Origin of the sequence: Ruoffia sp. FAM 26254 (assembly GCF_045528545.1) — a bacterium.
GTDB classification, from domain to species: domain Bacteria; phylum Bacillota; class Bacilli; order Lactobacillales; family Aerococcaceae; genus Ruoffia; species Ruoffia halotolerans.
Genome location: NZ_JBGQQY010000044.1, coordinates 1 through 17,738, shown reverse-complemented (window position 1 = coordinate 17,738; position 17,738 = coordinate 1). Strand labels below are relative to the sequence as shown.

Genomic DNA, 17,738 nt, shown 5'->3' with positions numbered 1-17,738 from the left:
TTTTTGGATAAAATGGTTCATGCGTAGATATTCTCCTTATGTTATTTGGTGGTACTTTTAATATAACGAATATCTGCGTCTTTTAGAAGACACAAAGATAGGGTTGATGACATTTTAATTTTTGTCAGCAACCCTATTTATTGTAGAACCTAAACATTAGCTTTACGGTCGTTTTTTCTTCTAAAGTTAGAGATATAACATTTCAATTCAACTCAGGGCATATTAATAACTACTAATAAAAATTGAGAAAATATTCTAATTATATTAGAATTAATCACTTAATTAGTAGCAATATGCGATAATATTGTGTAGAATTGATAAGGAAGATATTAGAATATGTTAAGGAGGATAATGAATGAGTGAAGAAAATAAACAACGTGTACTAATTATTGAAGACGAAAAGAACTTAGCTCGATTCGTTGACTTAGAATTAAAACACGAAGGCTATGAAACTGAGATTAGATATGATGGTCGTAGTGGACTAGATGCTGCATTAAATGAGGATTGGGATGTCATCCTATTAGATTTAATGTTACCAGAATTAAACGGTCTAGAAGTTTGCCGTCGTATTCGTCCGGTTAAAGATACACCAATCATTATTATGACAGCAAGAGATTCGGTTATTGACCGTGTTTCTGGTTTAGACCAAGGGGCAGATGATTATATTGTTAAGCCTTTTGCAATTGAAGAATTATTAGCACGTCTGCGTGCATTATTCCGTCGTTTAGATCATGAAGATGAGCAACGTGCACAACAACAACCAACGGTTAAATATCGTGATTTAACGGTAGAGAAGGCCAACCGTATTGTTAAACGTGGTGAAGAAGTCATTGATTTAACTAAACGTGAATATGAATTACTATTATACTTAATGGAAAACATTAACATGGTAATGTCTCGTGACGTACTTTTAGATAAAGTATGGGGTTATAAATCCGAAGTTGAGACAAATGTTGTTGACGTATATATTCGTTATTTACGTAATAAAATTGACGTTCCTGGGCAAGATAGTTATATTCAAACTGTTCGTGGAACGGGATATGTCATGAGAAACTAAGATGGAAACATTTAAAGAAAAAATAAAACAGCCCCTTTCCCTTAAGTGGAAATGGGGAATTTTATTATTTACATTTTTTGCGCCAGTTATCATCATTAGTTTAACTTGGTATCATCAAGATGTGAATGATAATTTAAGTAAGCAGGTTTATGATACGTATCAGAATAAATACGAAAACATTGATGAATATTTTCAGCAATTTGCTTTTCCATTTTTAGTGTACAACCAATCTGAAACAACAGCACGTCCATTATCGGACGAACAATATCAAGTACAAAGTAATGCAGTAAGCAACTTAGAGTATTTTGAAGATGAATATACGACAATTCGATTGTTTAGTGAATCAAATCAGTTGATTTATGAAACAATGACATTGAACTTACCATCGATTAATCATTCAGATCAGTTGCAAGAAGTGCAACATAACGACGAAACATTTTTAATGGGTTATAACACCGTGGTTTCTGATTCAACAGGTAAAAAAATTGGTTCGTTCCAGTTGATTGTGAAACCAGACTATTATACAAATATTATTCAACATCAAAATCAATTGTTTTGGCGCGTGTTATTATTAATTATCGTTATTATTGGCGTATTATCGTTTATTTTAAGTCATCGTTTCCTAAGACCTCTAACTTATCTTAATAACTCATTGGATTTGGTAGAAGAAGAAAACTTATCTGACATTCGGGTTAGAAAACCAGTCTCAGAGGATGAGTGGAGCGATTTAAGTTTACACGTGAATAAGTTACTAGATAAAATTGACAAATATGTGACTAATCAAAAACAATTCGTCGAAGATGTGTCACATGAATTAAGAACACCTGTTGCGATTGTTGAAGGTCACTTGAAATTATTAAATCGTTGGGGTAAAGATGATCCCGAAGTTCTTGAAGAATCCATCGCCTCTTCATTACAAGAAATAACGAGAATGAAAGACTTAGTACAAGAAATGTTAGATCTTTCTCGAGCGGAGAATGTGGATATCGACTATAAAGATGAGATAACAGAAGTCTATTCGACAACCGAGCAAGTATTCAATAACTTTAAAATTATCCACGAAGATTTTGATTTCTATCTTGATTCCGATGATGATGGTGAAAGCTTATATATTCAAGCATTTCGAAATCATATTGAACAAGTTCTCATTATTTTACTGGATAATGCTGTTAAATATAGCCGCGACCGTAAAGAAATCCACGTATCTATCAGTAAGAGCTTTACTAAAGTTGAGATTGCGATACAAGATTTTGGTGAGGGTATGACTGATGAAGATAAAGAAAAAGTATTTGGTCGATTTTATCGAATTGATAAAGCAAGATCACGTGATAAAGGTGGGAATGGTTTAGGCCTAAGTATTGCGAAACAATTAGTTGAAGGGTATAAAGGGGCGATTCGAGTGGAGAGTGTAATTAATCACGGTTCGATTTTTTATATTGAATTTCCAATCTTGAATGACACTCGACAAATATATAAGAGTAAGCAAATCGCCGAACGTAAAAAACTATAATGTTTATTCCATAATAAAAAAACGGATATGCGTCTGTTGTAACTACCTAAATTAAGGAAGTGCAACAGATTAGCGTATCCGTTTTTTATGTATAAATTTATGTTTTAAAATTGATTAACGTCTTTGTTTACCTTCGTTACGGCGTTTCTTATTGGAAGTATTGACATTGTTCTTCGTCGGCACTAAGCGTTTTGAATCACCTTTGTTCGTATTTTTAGCTTTAGTTGCTTTTTTACGAGGTGTACGTTTAACATGTGCGTATTTCTCAGCTTCAGCTTCCATATCTTTTTCAATTCTTGGTCTTACCACTTTATTCATATAAAGTTGTTGGAAGATTGCGAACACACCACCGGTTAAGAAGTAAATTCCTAATCCAGCTGCAGAAGCATAAGTAATCCAACCAATCATTAGCGGATTCATTAACATCATTGTACGCGATGTTTGTTGCGCTTGAGGGTTATCAGATTGAGGCGTATTTTTCTGCATCATCCAGCCTTGTAGTGCATAAAGTAGAACAACACCAACTACAAGTGGAATACTTTGCTCACCTAAGTTAATACCTAAGAAGTTACTTCTTAAGATTTCTGGAGACGAACGAATCGCAGTATATACAGCAGAAATAATAGGCATTTGGATTAGTAGTGGTAGACATCCTGCTAAACCACCAAACATATTAATGTCGTATTTCTTATACACTTGCATAAGTTCTTGTTGTAACGCTGCTTTTTCATTTTGATCGCTTGTTTCTTCCATTTCAGCATTGATTTCATCAATCTCAGGCTGAGCGATCTTCATTTTTGATTGACTAATCATTGAATTTTTAGTCATATTTACTGATGATGGCATCATAAGTAATCGTGTGATGATTGTAATAATTATGATTGCTACCCCGTAGCTACCGCCGAAAATCCCAGCAATCCAGTCCATTAGAGTGGATGCAGGTCGACCAATATACTCGTAAACCCATCCAGAAGGGTTACCAGCACTATCGTAAGAGACACAGCCGGACATAACTAGTATAACAACAGCTAGTAGTCCAATAATTTTTATCCATTTTTGCTTCTTTTTCATCTAAGTTATCACTCCATTAAAATTCATACTCTTATATAATATAGAAAAGAGATGAAGAATTCAATCAGATTCTCACTATATTTAATTAACAAAAGTTAATATACTACAGAAAAATCATCATAAACTTTATCGAGTTGCAAATCGTGGATCTCGACATCTTTAATTTTCATAAATTGATGTTGAGGTTGTTTGATTCGCTCAACCATCTTATTCAAAGTATCATCATCTGTTTGAGCGATAATTTTGACATCACCGTCAGACAAATTTCTTACTGTTCCTTTAATATTAAGATCTTTTGCAATTTGACTTACATAATTTCTAAAGCCAACACCTTGTACGCGTCCTGATACGATTAATTCAGTTGTTTTCATGTAATCGCTCCCTTTCTTTTGTTTACATTGTAACACAGAATTTCTAATAAAGAATTCGATATATCCACCATTCAATGCTATAATTAGTGTTGCGTAAAGTTTAGCGAATAGAAGAACAAGGAGGATGGTCCATGACGAAAAAGAAGAAGGCTCAAGCTAATAAGTCAGAGCAAATAAGTGATCATTCAAAACATTATATATATTTAATTATAGGCTTGATTGTCGCTTTTATATCGATAATAGCCTTATTTAATTGGGGATTTTTTGGTTCACTTGTCTTAAATACATTTCGACTGTTTGTCGGTGAAGCTTATGATTTATTATTAGTTGGAATTGCTTTTATTGGATTAGCAATGTTTGTGAAGCGTTCCATTGTTAATATCCCCGCATTAAAATTAATGGGTTCATTGTTTATATTAATAGCGATGACGACATTACTTCATTTTAATCAATTTTATCCTTTAGAACCTTTACCTGATTCCATTTTTGCGATTACTTTTGATATTTTCAAAAATGAATTTGTAACTGGTCAAAACCAAGTCAGTCTTGGTGGTGGGATGCTCGGTGCAGTTTTTTATGCGAGTTTTGGTTATTTATTTGGACAATGGGGAACATATTTATTAGTAGGTATTGTGTTCTTTATTGGGCTTTTTATGACTACAGGTGTGACTTTTGAAGCATTTATTAATGCAATTAAACACTTTTTCATTTTAATATATGGAGGATTTAAACGAGTTGGAAACACAATTAGTGAAGTTCGTTCTACATATAAAGAATCTTTCGTAGAAGAAGAGGAAATTACTGAAGACATCGAACCTGTGGTTGAAGAAGCTATTTATGAACAAAATGATTCATTTAATGAATATGAGGATTACTCAAGAGAAGAAGTGTCTTATGTAAGTAAGCAAAGACCTCAGAGAAGAGCTTTATTTGATAAAATAAAGAACAAATTTAATGTCAACGATGCTGAGGAAACGACCGAACAGTGGCAACCCCGTTATCAGCCTTCCATTAAAGTAGATAAAGAACCTAGTTGGGAAGTATATGATGATACGGATGCACTAGCGTCAACAGCAGCTAGTGAACGTGCAAGACTAGAACGAGATAAAGATTTAGTCTTAGATTTAGATTATTTTGACCAAATTTCTAATCATACAAAAGAAGATGAGTCAGAATCAGTTGTTGATATGCCACAGCAACCTAATTATGATTACAATAATCCATCTGATTGGGATGCGCCAACGACTTATGAAGAAGAATCTTATAACAACGTAGAAATTGATGCAGATGATGATACATTGGCTCATGAGATTGCTGATACCTTACCTGAAGAACCGACAAACCAAGAAACGGTTCAACACTCTAATGCCGCTCATTGGCAACAACAATCTGATAATATCCAAAACACAACTGATAATGATTTAGATTCTGTTCTTGAACAAAGCAGTAAAGCCAATCCAACTCAGAAAAAAGAATCGAAAAAAAGTAAGCATAAAGGGTATAAATTACCATCAAAAAACTTATTAACGAAAATTCCGCCGGTGGATCAATCTGAAGAATACAAACGGATTAATGAAAACATCGATAAACTTGAAAGAACATTTAAAAGTTTTGGTGTAGATGCTAAAGTTGTTAAAGCAAATTTAGGACCATCGGTTACGAAATATGAAATTGAACCAGCTATTGGTGTGAAAGTAAGTAAAATTGTTTCATTATCTGATGATATTGCATTATCACTCGCAGCCAGAGATATTCGTATGGAAGCTCCCATTCCAGGCAAATCATTAATTGGGATAGAAGTACCAAATACTCAAGTGAGCCCAGTTTCTTTTTGGGAAATTGTAGATGCGGCCTTAAAATCACCAAATCTTTTAGAAGTGCCTTTAGGACGAGATATATCAGGATCAGTGTGTACAGCCGATTTAACTAAAATGCCTCACTTACTAATTGCTGGTGCAACGGGGAGTGGTAAATCAGTGGGAATGAATGTTATTATTGCTTCTTTATTAATGAAGGCAAAACCTAATGAAGTGAAATTCTTAATGATTGACCCTAAAAAAGTTGAGTTGACTATGTATAATGAATTACCTCATCTTTTATCTCCGGTAGTTACTAACCCGAGAAAAGCGGCTCATGCATTAAACAATGTAGTCCAAGAGATGGAACATCGTTATGAATTATTTGCAGCATCTGGTGTAAGAAACGTAGATAGCTATAATGACTATATTGAAGAGCAAAACAAAAATGAAGGAACTGGCTATGAAAGACTGCCAAAAATTGTGGTCTTTATTGACGAGTTAGCAGACTTAATGCTAGTAGCTAGTAATGAAGTAGAGAATGCGATTATTCGCTTAGCTCAAATGGCACGTGCTGCTGGTATACATATGATTATCGCAACTCAAAGACCATCTGTAGATGTTATCACTGGGATTATAAAAGCAAATGTGCCATCAAGATTAGCCTTTGCGGTTTCAAGTGGGACTGATTCGAGAACAATCTTAGATTCAAACGGTGCTGAGAAGTTACTTGGTAGAGGAGATATGCTATTCCAACCAATGGGTATGAATAAACCATTACGTGTTCAAGGTGGATATATTTCTGATGCTGAAGTAGAGCGTATTACAGACTTTATCAAAGATCAAAGTGAGCCTGATTATGATGAAGCGATTGTTGTGACAGATGAAAGTCTTGAAAAAGCTAATGCATCTGATGACGAATACTTTGAAGATGCGGTTGCACTTATTAAAGAACAAGAAACAATCAGTATCTCTCAATTACAAAGAAGATTTAGAATTGGTTATAATCGAGCAGCAAGATTAATCGATGATATGGAAGCTTTAGGTTTAGTAAGTGAACCAGATGGAAGTAAACCAAGACAAGTCTTAATAGATTAAAATTAAATACCTAGTAGATTAATGTTTACTACTAGGTATTTTTTTATTTTGAGCAAACTTTTTATGAAAATGTTGTTAAACCAATGATTGAAAGAGCATAGAAAAAATCGAAAAAGCTCAAAAAACCCAACCGCTTACATTGTGTTTTTGTTAAGCTTACGGTATAATTTTAAATGAACAAAAAAGGAGGAAGATTGAATGAAAAAATTACTTAAATTATCTGCCGTAGCATTAATGGCTGCAGGAGTTGCATTACCAACGATGGCGGCAGCGCAAGAAGAGTTTTCTGCTATTATGATTACGGATATTGGTGGGGTGGATGACAAATCATTTAACCAATCAGCATGGGAAGGATTAACTGCATGGGGTGAAGAGCACGGTAAAGAACGTGGAGTGAGTGGATATGACTACTTACAATCAAACAGTGACTCAGACTTTGTTACAAACATTAACACGGCTTTATCATCAAACTTTGATATAATTTTCGGTATTGGATTTAAATTAGAGCCAGCGATTAATGATATGGCTCAACAATATCCTGACCGTCACTTCGCCATTGTAGATGCTGTGGTTGACCAACCAAATGTGGCTTCATTAAACTTTAAAGACCATGAAGCAGCATTCTTAGCTGGTGTCGCAGCTGCATTAACAACTGAAACAGATCACCTAGGTTTTGTTGGTGGAGTTGAAGGGGTTGTTATTGACCGCTTTGAAGCGGGATTCGTTGCAGGAGCACAAGCAATTAACCCAGATATCGAAATTTCTGTTGAATACGCAGGTAGCTTCGGTGATGCTTCACGAGGTAAACAAATTGCAGCAGCAATGTACGCGAACGATGCAGATATTATCTTCCATGCATCTGGAGATACAGGGAATGGAGTATTCTCAGAGGCAAAAGACTTAGTAACAAACGACCCTTCACGTAATTTATGGGTAATCGGGGTTGACCGTGACCAAGCAGAAGAAGGTATCGTAACTGTTGATGGAGAAGAACGCCACTTAACATTAACTTCTACATTAAAACAAGTTGGAGACGCAGTGAAACAATTCGCTGAGCAAACTGAAGCCGATGGCTTTACCGCTGGTAACACTGTCTATGGTTTAGCAGACGGTGGAGTTGAATTAACTGAAGGTCAATTAACTGACGAAGTTAAAGAAACAATTGAAGAATACCGTCAACAAATTGTTAATGGGGAAATTGAAGTTCCAGAAACGCCAGAATAAAACACGAACAATAACGGCATAATTAAAGAGATAATACGTCAAACTATTGAGAGCTCGTTTTTTATAACCTATAATACCTTTAGACATTAACTAAGGGAGGAAATACATTGAACAAATTACTTAAATTATCAACAATTACTTTACTCGCCGGAGGATTAGCTTCTCCAATTTTTGCTAACGCACAAGAAGATTTTAGTGCAATCATGATTACTGACCAAGGTGGGGTAGATGATAAATCATTTAACCAATCTGCATGGGAAGGATTACAACTATGGGGAGAAGAGAACGGCCTAGAGAGAGGTACTTCTGGTTTTGATTATTTAGAATCAGCAACTGACTCAGACTACATTACTAACTTAAACACGGCGGTTCAAAGTGGTTTTGATTTAATTTACGGAGTAGGGTTCAAATTAGAAGCAGCGATTAATGATGTTGCTCAACAATATCCAGATCAACAGTTCGCGATTATTGACTCTGTAGTGGATCAACCAAATGTTGCTTCTATTAATTTCCAAGACAATGAAGCAGCTTTTCTAGCTGGTGTTGCTGCAGCTTCAACAACTGAAACAAATAAAATTGGATTTATTGGTGGAGTTGAAGGGATTGTCCTTGACCGTTTCGAGGCTGGCTTTGTCGCTGGTGCTGAAGCAGTTAATCCTGACATCGAAGTTACAGTTGAATATGTTGGAAGTTTTGCTGATGCACCGCGTGGTCGTCAATTAGCAGCAGCAATGTATGCAGCTGATACTGATATTATTTTCCAAGCTGCTGGAGATTCAGGTAATGGAGTCTTCTCAGAAGCAAAAGATTTAGTGTCTGCTGATCCAGAACGTAATATTTGGGTTATCGGAGCTGATATGGATCAAGACGCTGAAGGGATTATTGAAATTGATGGAGAAGAACGCGGATTAACTTTAACTTCTACGTTAAAACAAATCGGTGATTCTATCCAATTATTTACAAATGAAACAAAAGCAGGTAACTTCGAAGCTGGAACACAAGTCTTTGGGTTAGCTGATGGTGGAGTTGACTTAGCTGAAGGAAATCTTTCAGAAGAAGTTTTAACTACTGTAAATGATTACCGTCAACAAATTATTGATGGTGAAATTGAAGTCCCAGAAACTCCTGAAAACTAATCGTTTTTTAAGTAAAGGGCGCCTCGTGAAGGTGCCCTTTTTTTATGAGGATTTACCATTATAGAACATGGAAAACTAAAAAACACTGTGAAATTACTAATTTGGATAAGTACAAACACTAATTATTTTACAAAAATTGCAATTATAGAATACTTTAATATGATTTTTACTATGCTTTTTTAGTATACTTGACTATAATTATATATGATATAACAGATTGCAAAATTATAAGTATAGAATGTGAGGAGCAATTATGACAGATACAAATGTACCTGTAATTGAGATGCGTGACATTTCCAAAAAATTTGGTGAGTTCTACGCGAACAAAAATATCAACTTACAGTTAAAAAAAGGTGAAATTCATGCCTTATTAGGGGAGAACGGAGCAGGAAAATCAACATTAATGAATATTCTCTCTGGTTTATTAGAACCTACATCAGGTGATATTTACATGGGAGGAGAAGTTGTTCAAATTGATTCTCCAACCAAAGCCAACCAACTCGGAATTGGGATGGTTCACCAACATTTTATGTTGATAGATGCTTTTACGGTTGTTGAAAACATTATATTGGGTGAAGAACCTGTCTCAGGTCTAACAATTGATAAAGGAACAGCTCAGAAAAAAATTGAAGAGATTTCTCAACAATATGGTTTGAGTGTCGATCCTTCAGCTCGTATTTCATCTATTAGTGTAGGAATGCAACAACGTGTTGAGATTCTTAAAGTGCTTTATCGTGGGGCAGACATTTTGATTTTTGATGAACCGACTGCGTCACTAACGCCTCAAGAAGTGACAGATTTAATGGTTACATTACGTAAATTAGCCGAAGAAGGTAAGTCAATTATTATCATCACTCATAAGTTGGATGAAATTAAACAAGTAGCCGATCGCTGTACTGTTATTCGTCGTGGTCAATCGATTGATACTGTTGATGTAGCAACAACAACTTCAAATGAGTTAGCTGATATGATGGTTGGCCGTTCAGTATCATTTACTACTGAAAAGAAACTTGCAAATCCATCAGATACAATAATTGATATCAAATCACTTAATGTTTTGGATGAACGTAGTATAAAAGCGGTTGAGGATCTTTCATTTAAAGTTCGCAAAGGTGAAATCGTTGGTGTCGCGGGAATTGATGGAAATGGTCAATCAGAATTAATACTTGCAATGACAGGATTATTGCCAGTTGAATCAGGTCAAATTCTCTTCGAAGGGAAAGATATTACAGGTCTTTCACCGAGAGATGTGAATGAAAGTGGCATTGCTCATATTCCAGAAGACCGTCATAAGTATGGTTTAATTCTAGATATGCAATTAGAAAGTAATATGATATTGAAAAACTATTACGCGAAACCTTATTCAAGTAATGGCTTATTACATTTTACTAAAATTGAACAACAAGCGAGAAAACTAATTGAATCTTATGATGTAAGAACAACTTCTGAGAAAGCTATTGCTAGATCATTATCTGGTGGTAATCAGCAGAAAGCAATTATTGCAAGAGAAATAGATAGTGATCCTAAATTCTTAATTGCAGCAAACCCGACCCGTGGACTGGATGTGGGTGCAATTGAATTTATTCATAAAGAATTAATTAACGAACGCGATAAAGATAAAGGTGTTCTATTAATGAGTTTCGAACTTGATGAGATATTAAATGTAACGGATAGAGTTCTAGTCATGTTTGATGGAAAGATTGTTGCGGACATTCCAACACATGAAACAAACGAACGTGAGTTAGGATTGATGATGGCGGGAACACCATTTTCAGAAATTGAAGCGGCTCGTCAGGAAGGAAGTGTTGTATAGTGAAGTCAAATATTAGACAAATTATGGTCCCATTATTATCAATTGTTATTGGACTTGTCTTTGGAGCAATTATTATGTTGGTTTTTGGTTATAATCCAATTGAAGGTTATAAAGCATTACTTACAGGAGCTTTAGGAAATCCATTTAATATTGGACAAACAATTCGTGCAGCAACTCCCCTAATCTTTACTGGTTTAGGTTTTGCGGTAGCTTATACGGCTGGATTCTTTAATATTGGTTTAGCAGGTCAAGCTTTAGCAGGTTGGTTAGTATCAGTATGGATTGGTATATCATTACCTGATTCACCAAGTTGGCTTGTCTTACCACTTGCAATACTTGGTGGAACGATTGCTGGTGCTTTATGGGCTGGAATTGCTGGAGTTTTAAAAGCATTCTTTGATACCAGTGAAGTTATCGTAACAATCATGTTAAACTATGTAGCCATTTATATTTCTGATCATATTATTCGTAACGTAATCACTGATCGCGCAGATGCAACGCCTTTCGTTGGGGAGAATGCATCATTACGCTTGCAATGGTTAACTGATTTAACAAACGGGTCAACGATTCATGGTGGTATTTTCTTAGCCTTAATCTTTGCAGTTCTTGTATCAATTTTACTTCAAAGAACAACCGTTGGTTTCGAGTTGAGATCCGTTGGTTTCAATAAGCACGCTGCGAATTACGCAGGTATGAATGCGAAACGTAATATTATTTTAGCAATGTTATTATCTGGAGGATTAGCTGGATTAGGTGGAGTTATGAACGGCTTAGGCGAGTTTAGAAACGTCTTCTTAACGAACGGTGTTGCTCCAGCCATTGGTTTTGATGGACTTGCTGTAGCATTATTAGGTGGTCTGAATCCAATCGGAATCATCTTCGCAAGTCTTTTATTTGGTGGGTTAAAAACAGGTGGAACGATTATGCCACTTATGGCAGGGGTTCCTTCTGAAATTGTTGATATTGCAACGGCGGCAATTATCTTCTTCGTAGGTGCTAACTATGTTATTACTTATTTTATGGATCGTCGTGAGAAATCTAAATTAAGTAATACAGAAGTGATTGTTCAAGGAGGAGATGAGTAATGGTCAATTTATTAGCATTAATTGTATCATCTACATTAGTATACTCAGCCCCGTTAATATTTACGGCGATCGGTGGAGTATTTTCTGAACGAAGTGGTATTGTAAATGTTGGTTTGGAAGGTATTATGGTGATGGGAGCTTTCAGTTCCGTAGTTTTCAACCTATTTTATGCTGAAACATTTGGATCTTGGACTCCTTGGCTTGGTTTATTGGTTGGAGCCCTTGCGGGTGTATTCATTGCTGCAGTCCATGCTTTAGCAACAGTAAATTTAAGAGCAGATCATATTATCTCTGGTACAGTTGTTAACTTAGCGGCTCCAGCTTTAGCTGTGTTCTTAACACGAGTTTTATTTGAACAAAGAGGACAAACAGACATTATTCGCGAATCATTTGGGTATTTTAATTTCCCACTTTTAAGTGATATCCCTGTTATTGGACGTATTTTCTTCCAATCAACTTCTTTACCAGCTTATGTAGGTATTATTGTTGCCTTTATCTGTTGGTTCTTCTTAGCGAGAACTCGCTTTGGATTAAGAATCCGAGCGGTTGGTGAGAATCCTCAAGCAGCAGATACAATGGGAATTAATGTTTACGCAATGAAATACGCTGGTGTACTACTTTCAGGTGTATTCGGTGGAATTGGGGGAGCGGTATTATCTCAATCTATTTCATTAAACTTCTCTGTTTCTACTATTGCAGGACAAGGGTTTATGGCGATGGCGGCAATGATTTTTGGTAAATGGAATCCAGTAGGAGCTATGTTAGCAGCGATATTCTTTGGATTTGCTCAAAGTTTATCAGTAGTTGGTTCTCAAATTCCACTCATTGAATCTATAGATCCAGTTTATTTACAAATCGCACCTTACATTATTACAATTATAGTACTTGTAAGCTTTGTAGGAAAAGCATCTGGTCCAGCTGCTAATGGTAAAACTTATATTAAATCAAAATAATTCTTATATTAAAACGGCCTATATTTGTAGTGCCGTTTTTTGCATTAATACAGCGATTCTTTTAGATATATGTAATAAATTTATAAGATTAAATCATGACAAAATACTTAACAATTAAGATTACTATCTTTAAATTCTATGCTATAATACAGTAGTATAGATTTAGATACAAAGAGGAGTCTGTTTTATGAGCGAATTGGGAACTAAATTACGCGAAGCGCGTGTAGAAAAAGGTTATACCCTAAATACATTACAACAAATGACAAAAATTCAAAAAAAATATTTACAAGCCATTGAATTAGGTAATTATGAAGAAATGCCAGGTAGCTTTTATGTGCGTGCTTTTATTAAACAGTACGCTGATATGGTTGGCTTAAATGGTGATGAGTTATTAATTGAATATGAAGATGAATTGTCTTCAGGTTCTGATAAATCTAATGATTCTGATGATGTGGAAGGCGATAAAATTCCTAGTCGTGCAGAACGTTATGTTACGAATGAAAATAATTCTTTTGATTCGGTCCTTGCTTATTTACCAGTAATCTTATTAGTAGCTATTGTAATTGGAATAATGATTGCTTTAGTTTTTGCGATTAATAGTATCGGTCAAAACGACCAACCTGCAGAATCGGTTTCAAGTGAGACGACGAGTATCGTGAGTGTTGTTGAACCGGAATCAGTTGAACAGGACGAGCCAGCGACAGAATCAGATGCTGAATCTGAAACTACTACTGAAGAGCCAGCGCTTGGAGAGAATGATATAATGGTTGGAGATCAAGTATTAACATTAACTTCACAACCTGGTGAGGCTACGACTTATGAATTGAATGCACCGTTCTCAGAGTATACTTTTGAGTTTGAAGGAAATAACTTTGTGTGGGTTGGTGTATTTGAAGACGGTGTGATTGTACAAGATACAACCATTGTTGAAGATGAAGTGTTAGAACATACCGTGACTCCAGGTACTCAAGAAGTTAGAATTTCCTTCGGATATCCTGAGGGAGCTAATTTATCAGTTAATGGTACGTTAATTGAGCCTCAAGGACAATACTTAACAGAGACGATTATCTTTACAGCAGCGGAAGATAGTGGAGTGGAAACTGAAGATGATGCTATCGAATTAGATATACCAGAAGAAGACGCAACGACTTCTGAAGAAGATTTCCAAGGACCTGCCGTATTAGCACCAGAAGATGGTACGGAGGGAGCTGAATAAACATGCAAATGAATATTGCTAACAAACTGACAGTAGCAAGAATGTTTTTAATTCCTGTGTTCATCATTTTAATGTATATACCAAATCAATTTGGCAATATTGATGTATTGGGAGCAAATATTCCAGTCTTTCAATTTATCGCTGGTTTAGTATTTACCATTGCCAGTATTACTGATTATTTAGATGGTTACTTAGCTAGAAAACATAATTTAATTACATCATTTGGAGAGTTTTTTGACCCCATGGCGGACAAACTATTAGTTATTGCTGCTTTAATTATGCTGGTTCAAGCAAATACAGTTCCAGGTTGGGTAGTCGTGATTATTGTGAGCCGTGAACTACTTGTTACGGGGCTACGAGTATTACTTGCTACTCAAAGTGGTAAGGTAATGGCTGCCGCATGGCCAGGAAAAATTAAAACTTTTACTCAAATGTTTGCGATAATATTCTACTTATTTGACGATATTGGTTTTGCGTTACTCAATATTCCTATTTCGACCATTTTAATTTACGTTTGTTTAATATTTACGGTATATTCTGGGGCAGAGTATTTTTATAAAGGTCGACATGTCTTTGCTGATACGCAATAAAATTAAAAACTAATTCGTTTTAAATAAACAATAGAATATTATTTTTAGAACAATTTACTTCATGATAATCTTATCTGGGGTAAATTGTTTTATTTTTAAAATAAATTAATGGAATTGACCATTTTTCTTGTATATATATAGGGGGAGTTTTTTTGAAGGCAGAAATTATAGCTGTAGGTACTGAATTATTAATGGGATACATAGTGAATACGAATGCGAGTGATATCGCACAAGAATTACTGGATATTGGAATTGGTACGTATTATCAATCTGTTGTTGGAGATAATAGTGACAGGATAAATGAAGCTTTAGAGATTGCATCATCTAGATCTGATCTGATTTTTCTTTCTGGAGGTTTAGGGCCAACAGAAGACGATATAACAAAGCAAGTTTTAGCTGAATTTTTAGGTGAAGAATTATATCACGACAAGAAACAACTCGAGAGAGTCGAAACTTATTTCAAAAACCAAAATCGAGAGATGACAAAGAATAATTATAGACAGGCTTTAACGATTAATGGCGGAGAAACAATTCTTAACGATGTGGGACTAGCTGCTGGGTTAATCTACACGAAAGAAAAAAATAATAAAACGATATATTATATTGTTTTACCTGGCCCTCCATTTGAGATGAAGCATATGCTGAATGAACATGTCAAACCGTATATTAGAAGTGTGATGGCTAAGCAAGGGGTTATTAGTTCTAAATACATTAATTTATATGGCGTAGGGGAATCTTTCGTTGCAGATAAACTGAGAGATTTAATTGAAACTCAAACAAACCCAACGATAGCTATTTACGCTAAACCAAAACGTGTTTCGATTCGTTTAACATATAATTCTGTAACCTATGAAGAGTCCGAAGATGTTTTAGATGAATTAGCTGAACAAATTCGTCAACGCTTTACGAAGCATTTTATTGGTTATGGGTCTGAGCAACTTTTTGAAAAATTCATTGTCGACGAATTAAGAAAACATAACAAAACATTATCGGCAGCAGAAAGTTTAACGGGTGGTTTAGTCCTAGAAAGGTTAACGAATACACCGGGTGCTGGAGACGTCATTGTTGGTGGATTTGTTACTTATCAAACAGAACAAAAAGTCAAAATGCTTGGGATACCGGAAGAAATTATTAAAGAACATACGGTTGTCAGCGCAGAAGTTGCACAAGAAATGGCTGAGAGAACGTTAAATTTAACTGGTAGTGATTTAGCTATTTCATTAACTGGTGTAGCAGGACCGAAATCTTTAGAAGGTCATCCCCCAGGAAAGGTCTTTGTTGCTCTAGCAGCAAAAAATCATCCAGTCCAAGTAGCAGAATTAAACATCTCAAATAAACCTAGACATGTTGTAAGAGAAGTGGCAGAGTTTGAAGTTTTAAACTTAGTAAAAGAATTTTTAAATAAATAGAACATATGTTCGTTTTTTGCTTGCAAAACGATAAAAGTAAAGTTACAATGTAATAGAAATGAAATGGAGGCACAAGTAATGGTAGATAAAGATAGAAGAAAAGCGCTAGACCTAGCATTAAAGGGAATTGAAAAAAACTTTGGTAAAGGTGCAATTATGCGTCTTGGAGATCGTACGGATACACGTATTTCAACTGTACCAACTGGATCTTTACAATTAGATATTGCCTTAGGTGTCGGTGGATACCCAAGAGGACGTATAATTGAATGTTACGGACCAGAATCATCTGGTAAGACAACAGTTGCACTACATGCTATTGCAGAAGTTCAAAAAAATGGAGGCTTAGCTGCCTTCATTGATGCTGAGCATGCATTAGATCCAGATTACGCAGCAAATTTAGGTGTCGATGTAGAGGAATTATTACTTTCTCAACCAGATACAGGGGAGCAAGCCTTAGAAATTGCGGATGCATTAGTATCATCTGGAGCCATTGATATCGTTGTTATTGACTCTGTTGCAGCATTAGTTCCAAGAGCTGAAATTGAAGGTGAGATGGGTGATACTCATATTGGTCTTCAAGCTCGTTTAATGTCTCAAGCATTGAGAAAATTATCCGGTTCAATTAGTAAAACAAAAACAATTGCCTTTTTCATTAACCAAATTCGTGAAAAAGTGGGTGTTATGTTCGGAAACCCTGAAACAACGCCTGGTGGACGTGCACTTAAATTCTATTCATCAGTTCGTTTAGAAGTCAGACGTGCGGAATCAATTAAAGATAGCGGAAACTTTGTAGGGAATAGAACGCGTATTAAAGTAGTTAAGAATAAAGTAGCCCCTCCATTTAAAGAAGCAATGGTAGATATTATCTATGGTAAAGGGATTTCTAAAATTGGAGAACTCGTTGATATTGCTGCTGATTTAGAAATCATTAAAAAAGCAGGTTCTTGGTATTCTTATGGTGAAGAGCGAATCGGACAAGGACGAGAGAATGCGAAAACATTCTTAGAAGAGAATCCAGATATTCTAGAAGTTGTTGAAGCTCAAGTGCGTGAGCACTACTTCACACCAAAAGAAGTTAAAGAAGAAAAAGCTAACGAAGAAAAAGTAGAAGAAAGCACTGAATTACCTTTAGATAGCGAAGAATAATAATAGATAATTAATTTCAATAATTTAGACCAGTTAGCCTGTTATACTTTATAGCAGGCTGGCTGGTCTTTAATTTAATCATAAGAATAATCCCCTTAGATAGTTCCGAGGAAAAATAATTAAATAATATTTTATAAACGCCGATTGTAAAATTAAGCTAGACAACTAAAACAGCCATTTGTGGTACACTCAACTTGTAATTCCGACCAAAGAATACAAAGGAGTGACCACAAATGACCTACACCCATCTTACCACGGATGAA

General features: G+C 35.4%; 14 protein-coding genes. 12 read left to right on the top strand and 2 right to left on the bottom strand.

All coding sequences use genetic code 11. From position 1 onward, the window contains the following. Nucleotides 1-355 precede the first annotated feature (355 nt). Together ACEN3Z_RS09460 and ACEN3Z_RS09455 are read left to right on the top strand one after the other, a co-directional pair. Nucleotides 356-1,057, top strand: coding sequence for a response regulator transcription factor (locus tag ACEN3Z_RS09460; RefSeq protein ID WP_138403684.1), 702 nt, complete (start codon nucleotides 356-358; stop codon nucleotides 1,055-1,057). A gap of 1 nt (nucleotide 1,058) precedes the next feature. Then, nucleotides 1,059-2,567 (top strand): sensor histidine kinase, encoded by a 1,509-nt coding sequence (locus ACEN3Z_RS09455; protein ID WP_407090653.1) that lies wholly within the window; start codon nucleotides 1,059-1,061, stop codon nucleotides 2,565-2,567. Between the two features lie 114 nt (nucleotides 2,568-2,681). Here the strand turns inward: ACEN3Z_RS09455 and yidC are convergent, their stop codons facing one another. Beyond that, nucleotides 2,682-3,638, bottom strand: a complete 957-nt coding sequence (gene yidC / locus ACEN3Z_RS09450; RefSeq protein WP_407090652.1) for a membrane protein insertase YidC — start codon at nucleotides 3,636-3,638, stop codon at nucleotides 2,682-2,684. Between the two features lie 95 nt (nucleotides 3,639-3,733). Further along, nucleotides 3,734-4,009 (bottom strand): acylphosphatase, encoded by a 276-nt coding sequence (locus tag ACEN3Z_RS09445; RefSeq protein ID WP_138403687.1) that lies wholly within the window; start codon nucleotides 4,007-4,009, stop codon nucleotides 3,734-3,736. A gap of 131 nt (nucleotides 4,010-4,140) precedes the next feature. Between ACEN3Z_RS09445 and ACEN3Z_RS09440 the strand changes: the two genes are divergently transcribed. The 10 genes from ACEN3Z_RS09440 (at nucleotide 4,141) to recA (ending at nucleotide 17,475) form a co-directional block, all read left to right on the top strand. Beyond that, nucleotides 4,141-6,903, top strand: a complete 2,763-nt coding sequence (locus tag ACEN3Z_RS09440) for a DNA translocase FtsK (protein WP_407090651.1) — start codon at nucleotides 4,141-4,143, stop codon at nucleotides 6,901-6,903. A 198-nt stretch (nucleotides 6,904-7,101) separates the two neighbouring features. Next, entirely contained in the window at nucleotides 7,102-8,127 is a 1,026-nt protein-coding gene (locus tag ACEN3Z_RS09435) for a BMP family protein (RefSeq protein ID WP_197104033.1), read from the top strand. A gap of 107 nt (nucleotides 8,128-8,234) precedes the next feature. Then, nucleotides 8,235-9,263, top strand: coding sequence for a BMP family protein (locus ACEN3Z_RS09430; RefSeq protein WP_407090650.1), 1,029 nt, complete (start codon nucleotides 8,235-8,237; stop codon nucleotides 9,261-9,263). A 253-nt stretch (nucleotides 9,264-9,516) separates the two neighbouring features. Continuing rightward, a complete protein-coding gene (locus ACEN3Z_RS09425; protein ID WP_407090649.1) occupies nucleotides 9,517-11,076 on the top strand; it encodes an ABC transporter ATP-binding protein in 1,560 nt (519 codons plus the stop codon). A 23-nt stretch (nucleotides 11,077-11,099) separates the two neighbouring features. Beyond that, nucleotides 11,100-12,161: an ABC transporter permease gene (locus ACEN3Z_RS09420; RefSeq protein WP_407090654.1), complete on the top strand. Its 1,062-nt coding sequence runs from the start codon at nucleotides 11,100-11,102 to the stop codon at nucleotides 12,159-12,161. Then, nucleotides 12,161-13,114, top strand: a complete 954-nt coding sequence (locus tag ACEN3Z_RS09415) for an ABC transporter permease (RefSeq protein WP_407090648.1) — start codon at nucleotides 12,161-12,163, stop codon at nucleotides 13,112-13,114. The genes ACEN3Z_RS09420 and ACEN3Z_RS09415 overlap by 1 nt, the downstream gene beginning before the upstream one ends. A 187-nt stretch (nucleotides 13,115-13,301) precedes the next feature. After that, on the top strand, nucleotides 13,302-14,330 hold the full coding sequence (locus tag ACEN3Z_RS09410) for a helix-turn-helix domain-containing protein (protein ID WP_407090647.1): 1,029 nt from the start codon (nucleotides 13,302-13,304) through the stop codon (nucleotides 14,328-14,330). 2 nt (nucleotides 14,331-14,332) lie between these two features. Continuing rightward, nucleotides 14,333-14,920 carry a CDP-diacylglycerol--glycerol-3-phosphate 3-phosphatidyltransferase gene (pgsA, locus tag ACEN3Z_RS09405; RefSeq protein WP_407090646.1) on the top strand — a complete coding sequence of 196 codons (588 nt, stop codon included), beginning with the start codon at nucleotides 14,333-14,335 and terminating at the stop codon, nucleotides 14,918-14,920. A 152-nt stretch (nucleotides 14,921-15,072) separates the two neighbouring features. Continuing rightward, complete coding sequence (locus tag ACEN3Z_RS09400) at nucleotides 15,073-16,329, top strand: competence/damage-inducible protein A (protein WP_407090645.1); 1,257 nt, start codon at nucleotides 15,073-15,075, stop codon at nucleotides 16,327-16,329. 78 nt (nucleotides 16,330-16,407) lie between these two features. Continuing rightward, the gene (gene recA, locus ACEN3Z_RS09395) at nucleotides 16,408-17,475 is read left to right on the top strand and encodes a recombinase RecA (protein ID WP_138403694.1); all 1,068 of its coding nucleotides are present in this window, start codon (nucleotides 16,408-16,410) and stop codon (nucleotides 17,473-17,475) included. Nucleotides 17,476-17,738: the final 263 nt, after the last annotated feature.

What these genes read in the sequence shown, in the direction of transcription:
- ACEN3Z_RS09410 (WP_407090647.1), top strand. Translation starts at nt 13,302, where the DNA reads ATGAGCGAATTGGGAACTAAATTACGCGAAGCGCGTGTAGAAAAAGGT.
- ACEN3Z_RS09435 (WP_197104033.1), top strand. Translation starts at nt 7,102, where the DNA reads ATGAAAAAATTACTTAAATTATCTGCCGTAGCATTAATGGCTGCAGGA.
- yidC (WP_407090652.1), bottom strand. Translation starts at nt 3,638, where the DNA reads ATGAAAAAGAAGCAAAAATGGATAAAAATTATTGGACTACTAGCTGTT.
- ACEN3Z_RS09415 (WP_407090648.1), top strand. Translation starts at nt 12,161, where the DNA reads ATGGTCAATTTATTAGCATTAATTGTATCATCTACATTAGTATACTCA.
- ACEN3Z_RS09440 (WP_407090651.1), top strand. Translation starts at nt 4,141, where the DNA reads ATGACGAAAAAGAAGAAGGCTCAAGCTAATAAGTCAGAGCAAATAAGT.
- pgsA (WP_407090646.1), top strand. Translation starts at nt 14,333, where the DNA reads ATGCAAATGAATATTGCTAACAAACTGACAGTAGCAAGAATGTTTTTA.
- ACEN3Z_RS09420 (WP_407090654.1), top strand. Translation starts at nt 11,100, where the DNA reads ATGGTCCCATTATTATCAATTGTTATTGGACTTGTCTTTGGAGCAATT.
- recA (WP_138403694.1), top strand. Translation starts at nt 16,408, where the DNA reads ATGGTAGATAAAGATAGAAGAAAAGCGCTAGACCTAGCATTAAAGGGA.
- ACEN3Z_RS09460 (WP_138403684.1), top strand. Translation starts at nt 356, where the DNA reads ATGAGTGAAGAAAATAAACAACGTGTACTAATTATTGAAGACGAAAAG.
- ACEN3Z_RS09445 (WP_138403687.1), bottom strand. Translation starts at nt 4,009, where the DNA reads ATGAAAACAACTGAATTAATCGTATCAGGACGCGTACAAGGTGTTGGC.
- ACEN3Z_RS09455 (WP_407090653.1), top strand. Translation starts at nt 1,059, where the DNA reads ATGGAAACATTTAAAGAAAAAATAAAACAGCCCCTTTCCCTTAAGTGG.
- ACEN3Z_RS09425 (WP_407090649.1), top strand. Translation starts at nt 9,517, where the DNA reads ATGACAGATACAAATGTACCTGTAATTGAGATGCGTGACATTTCCAAA.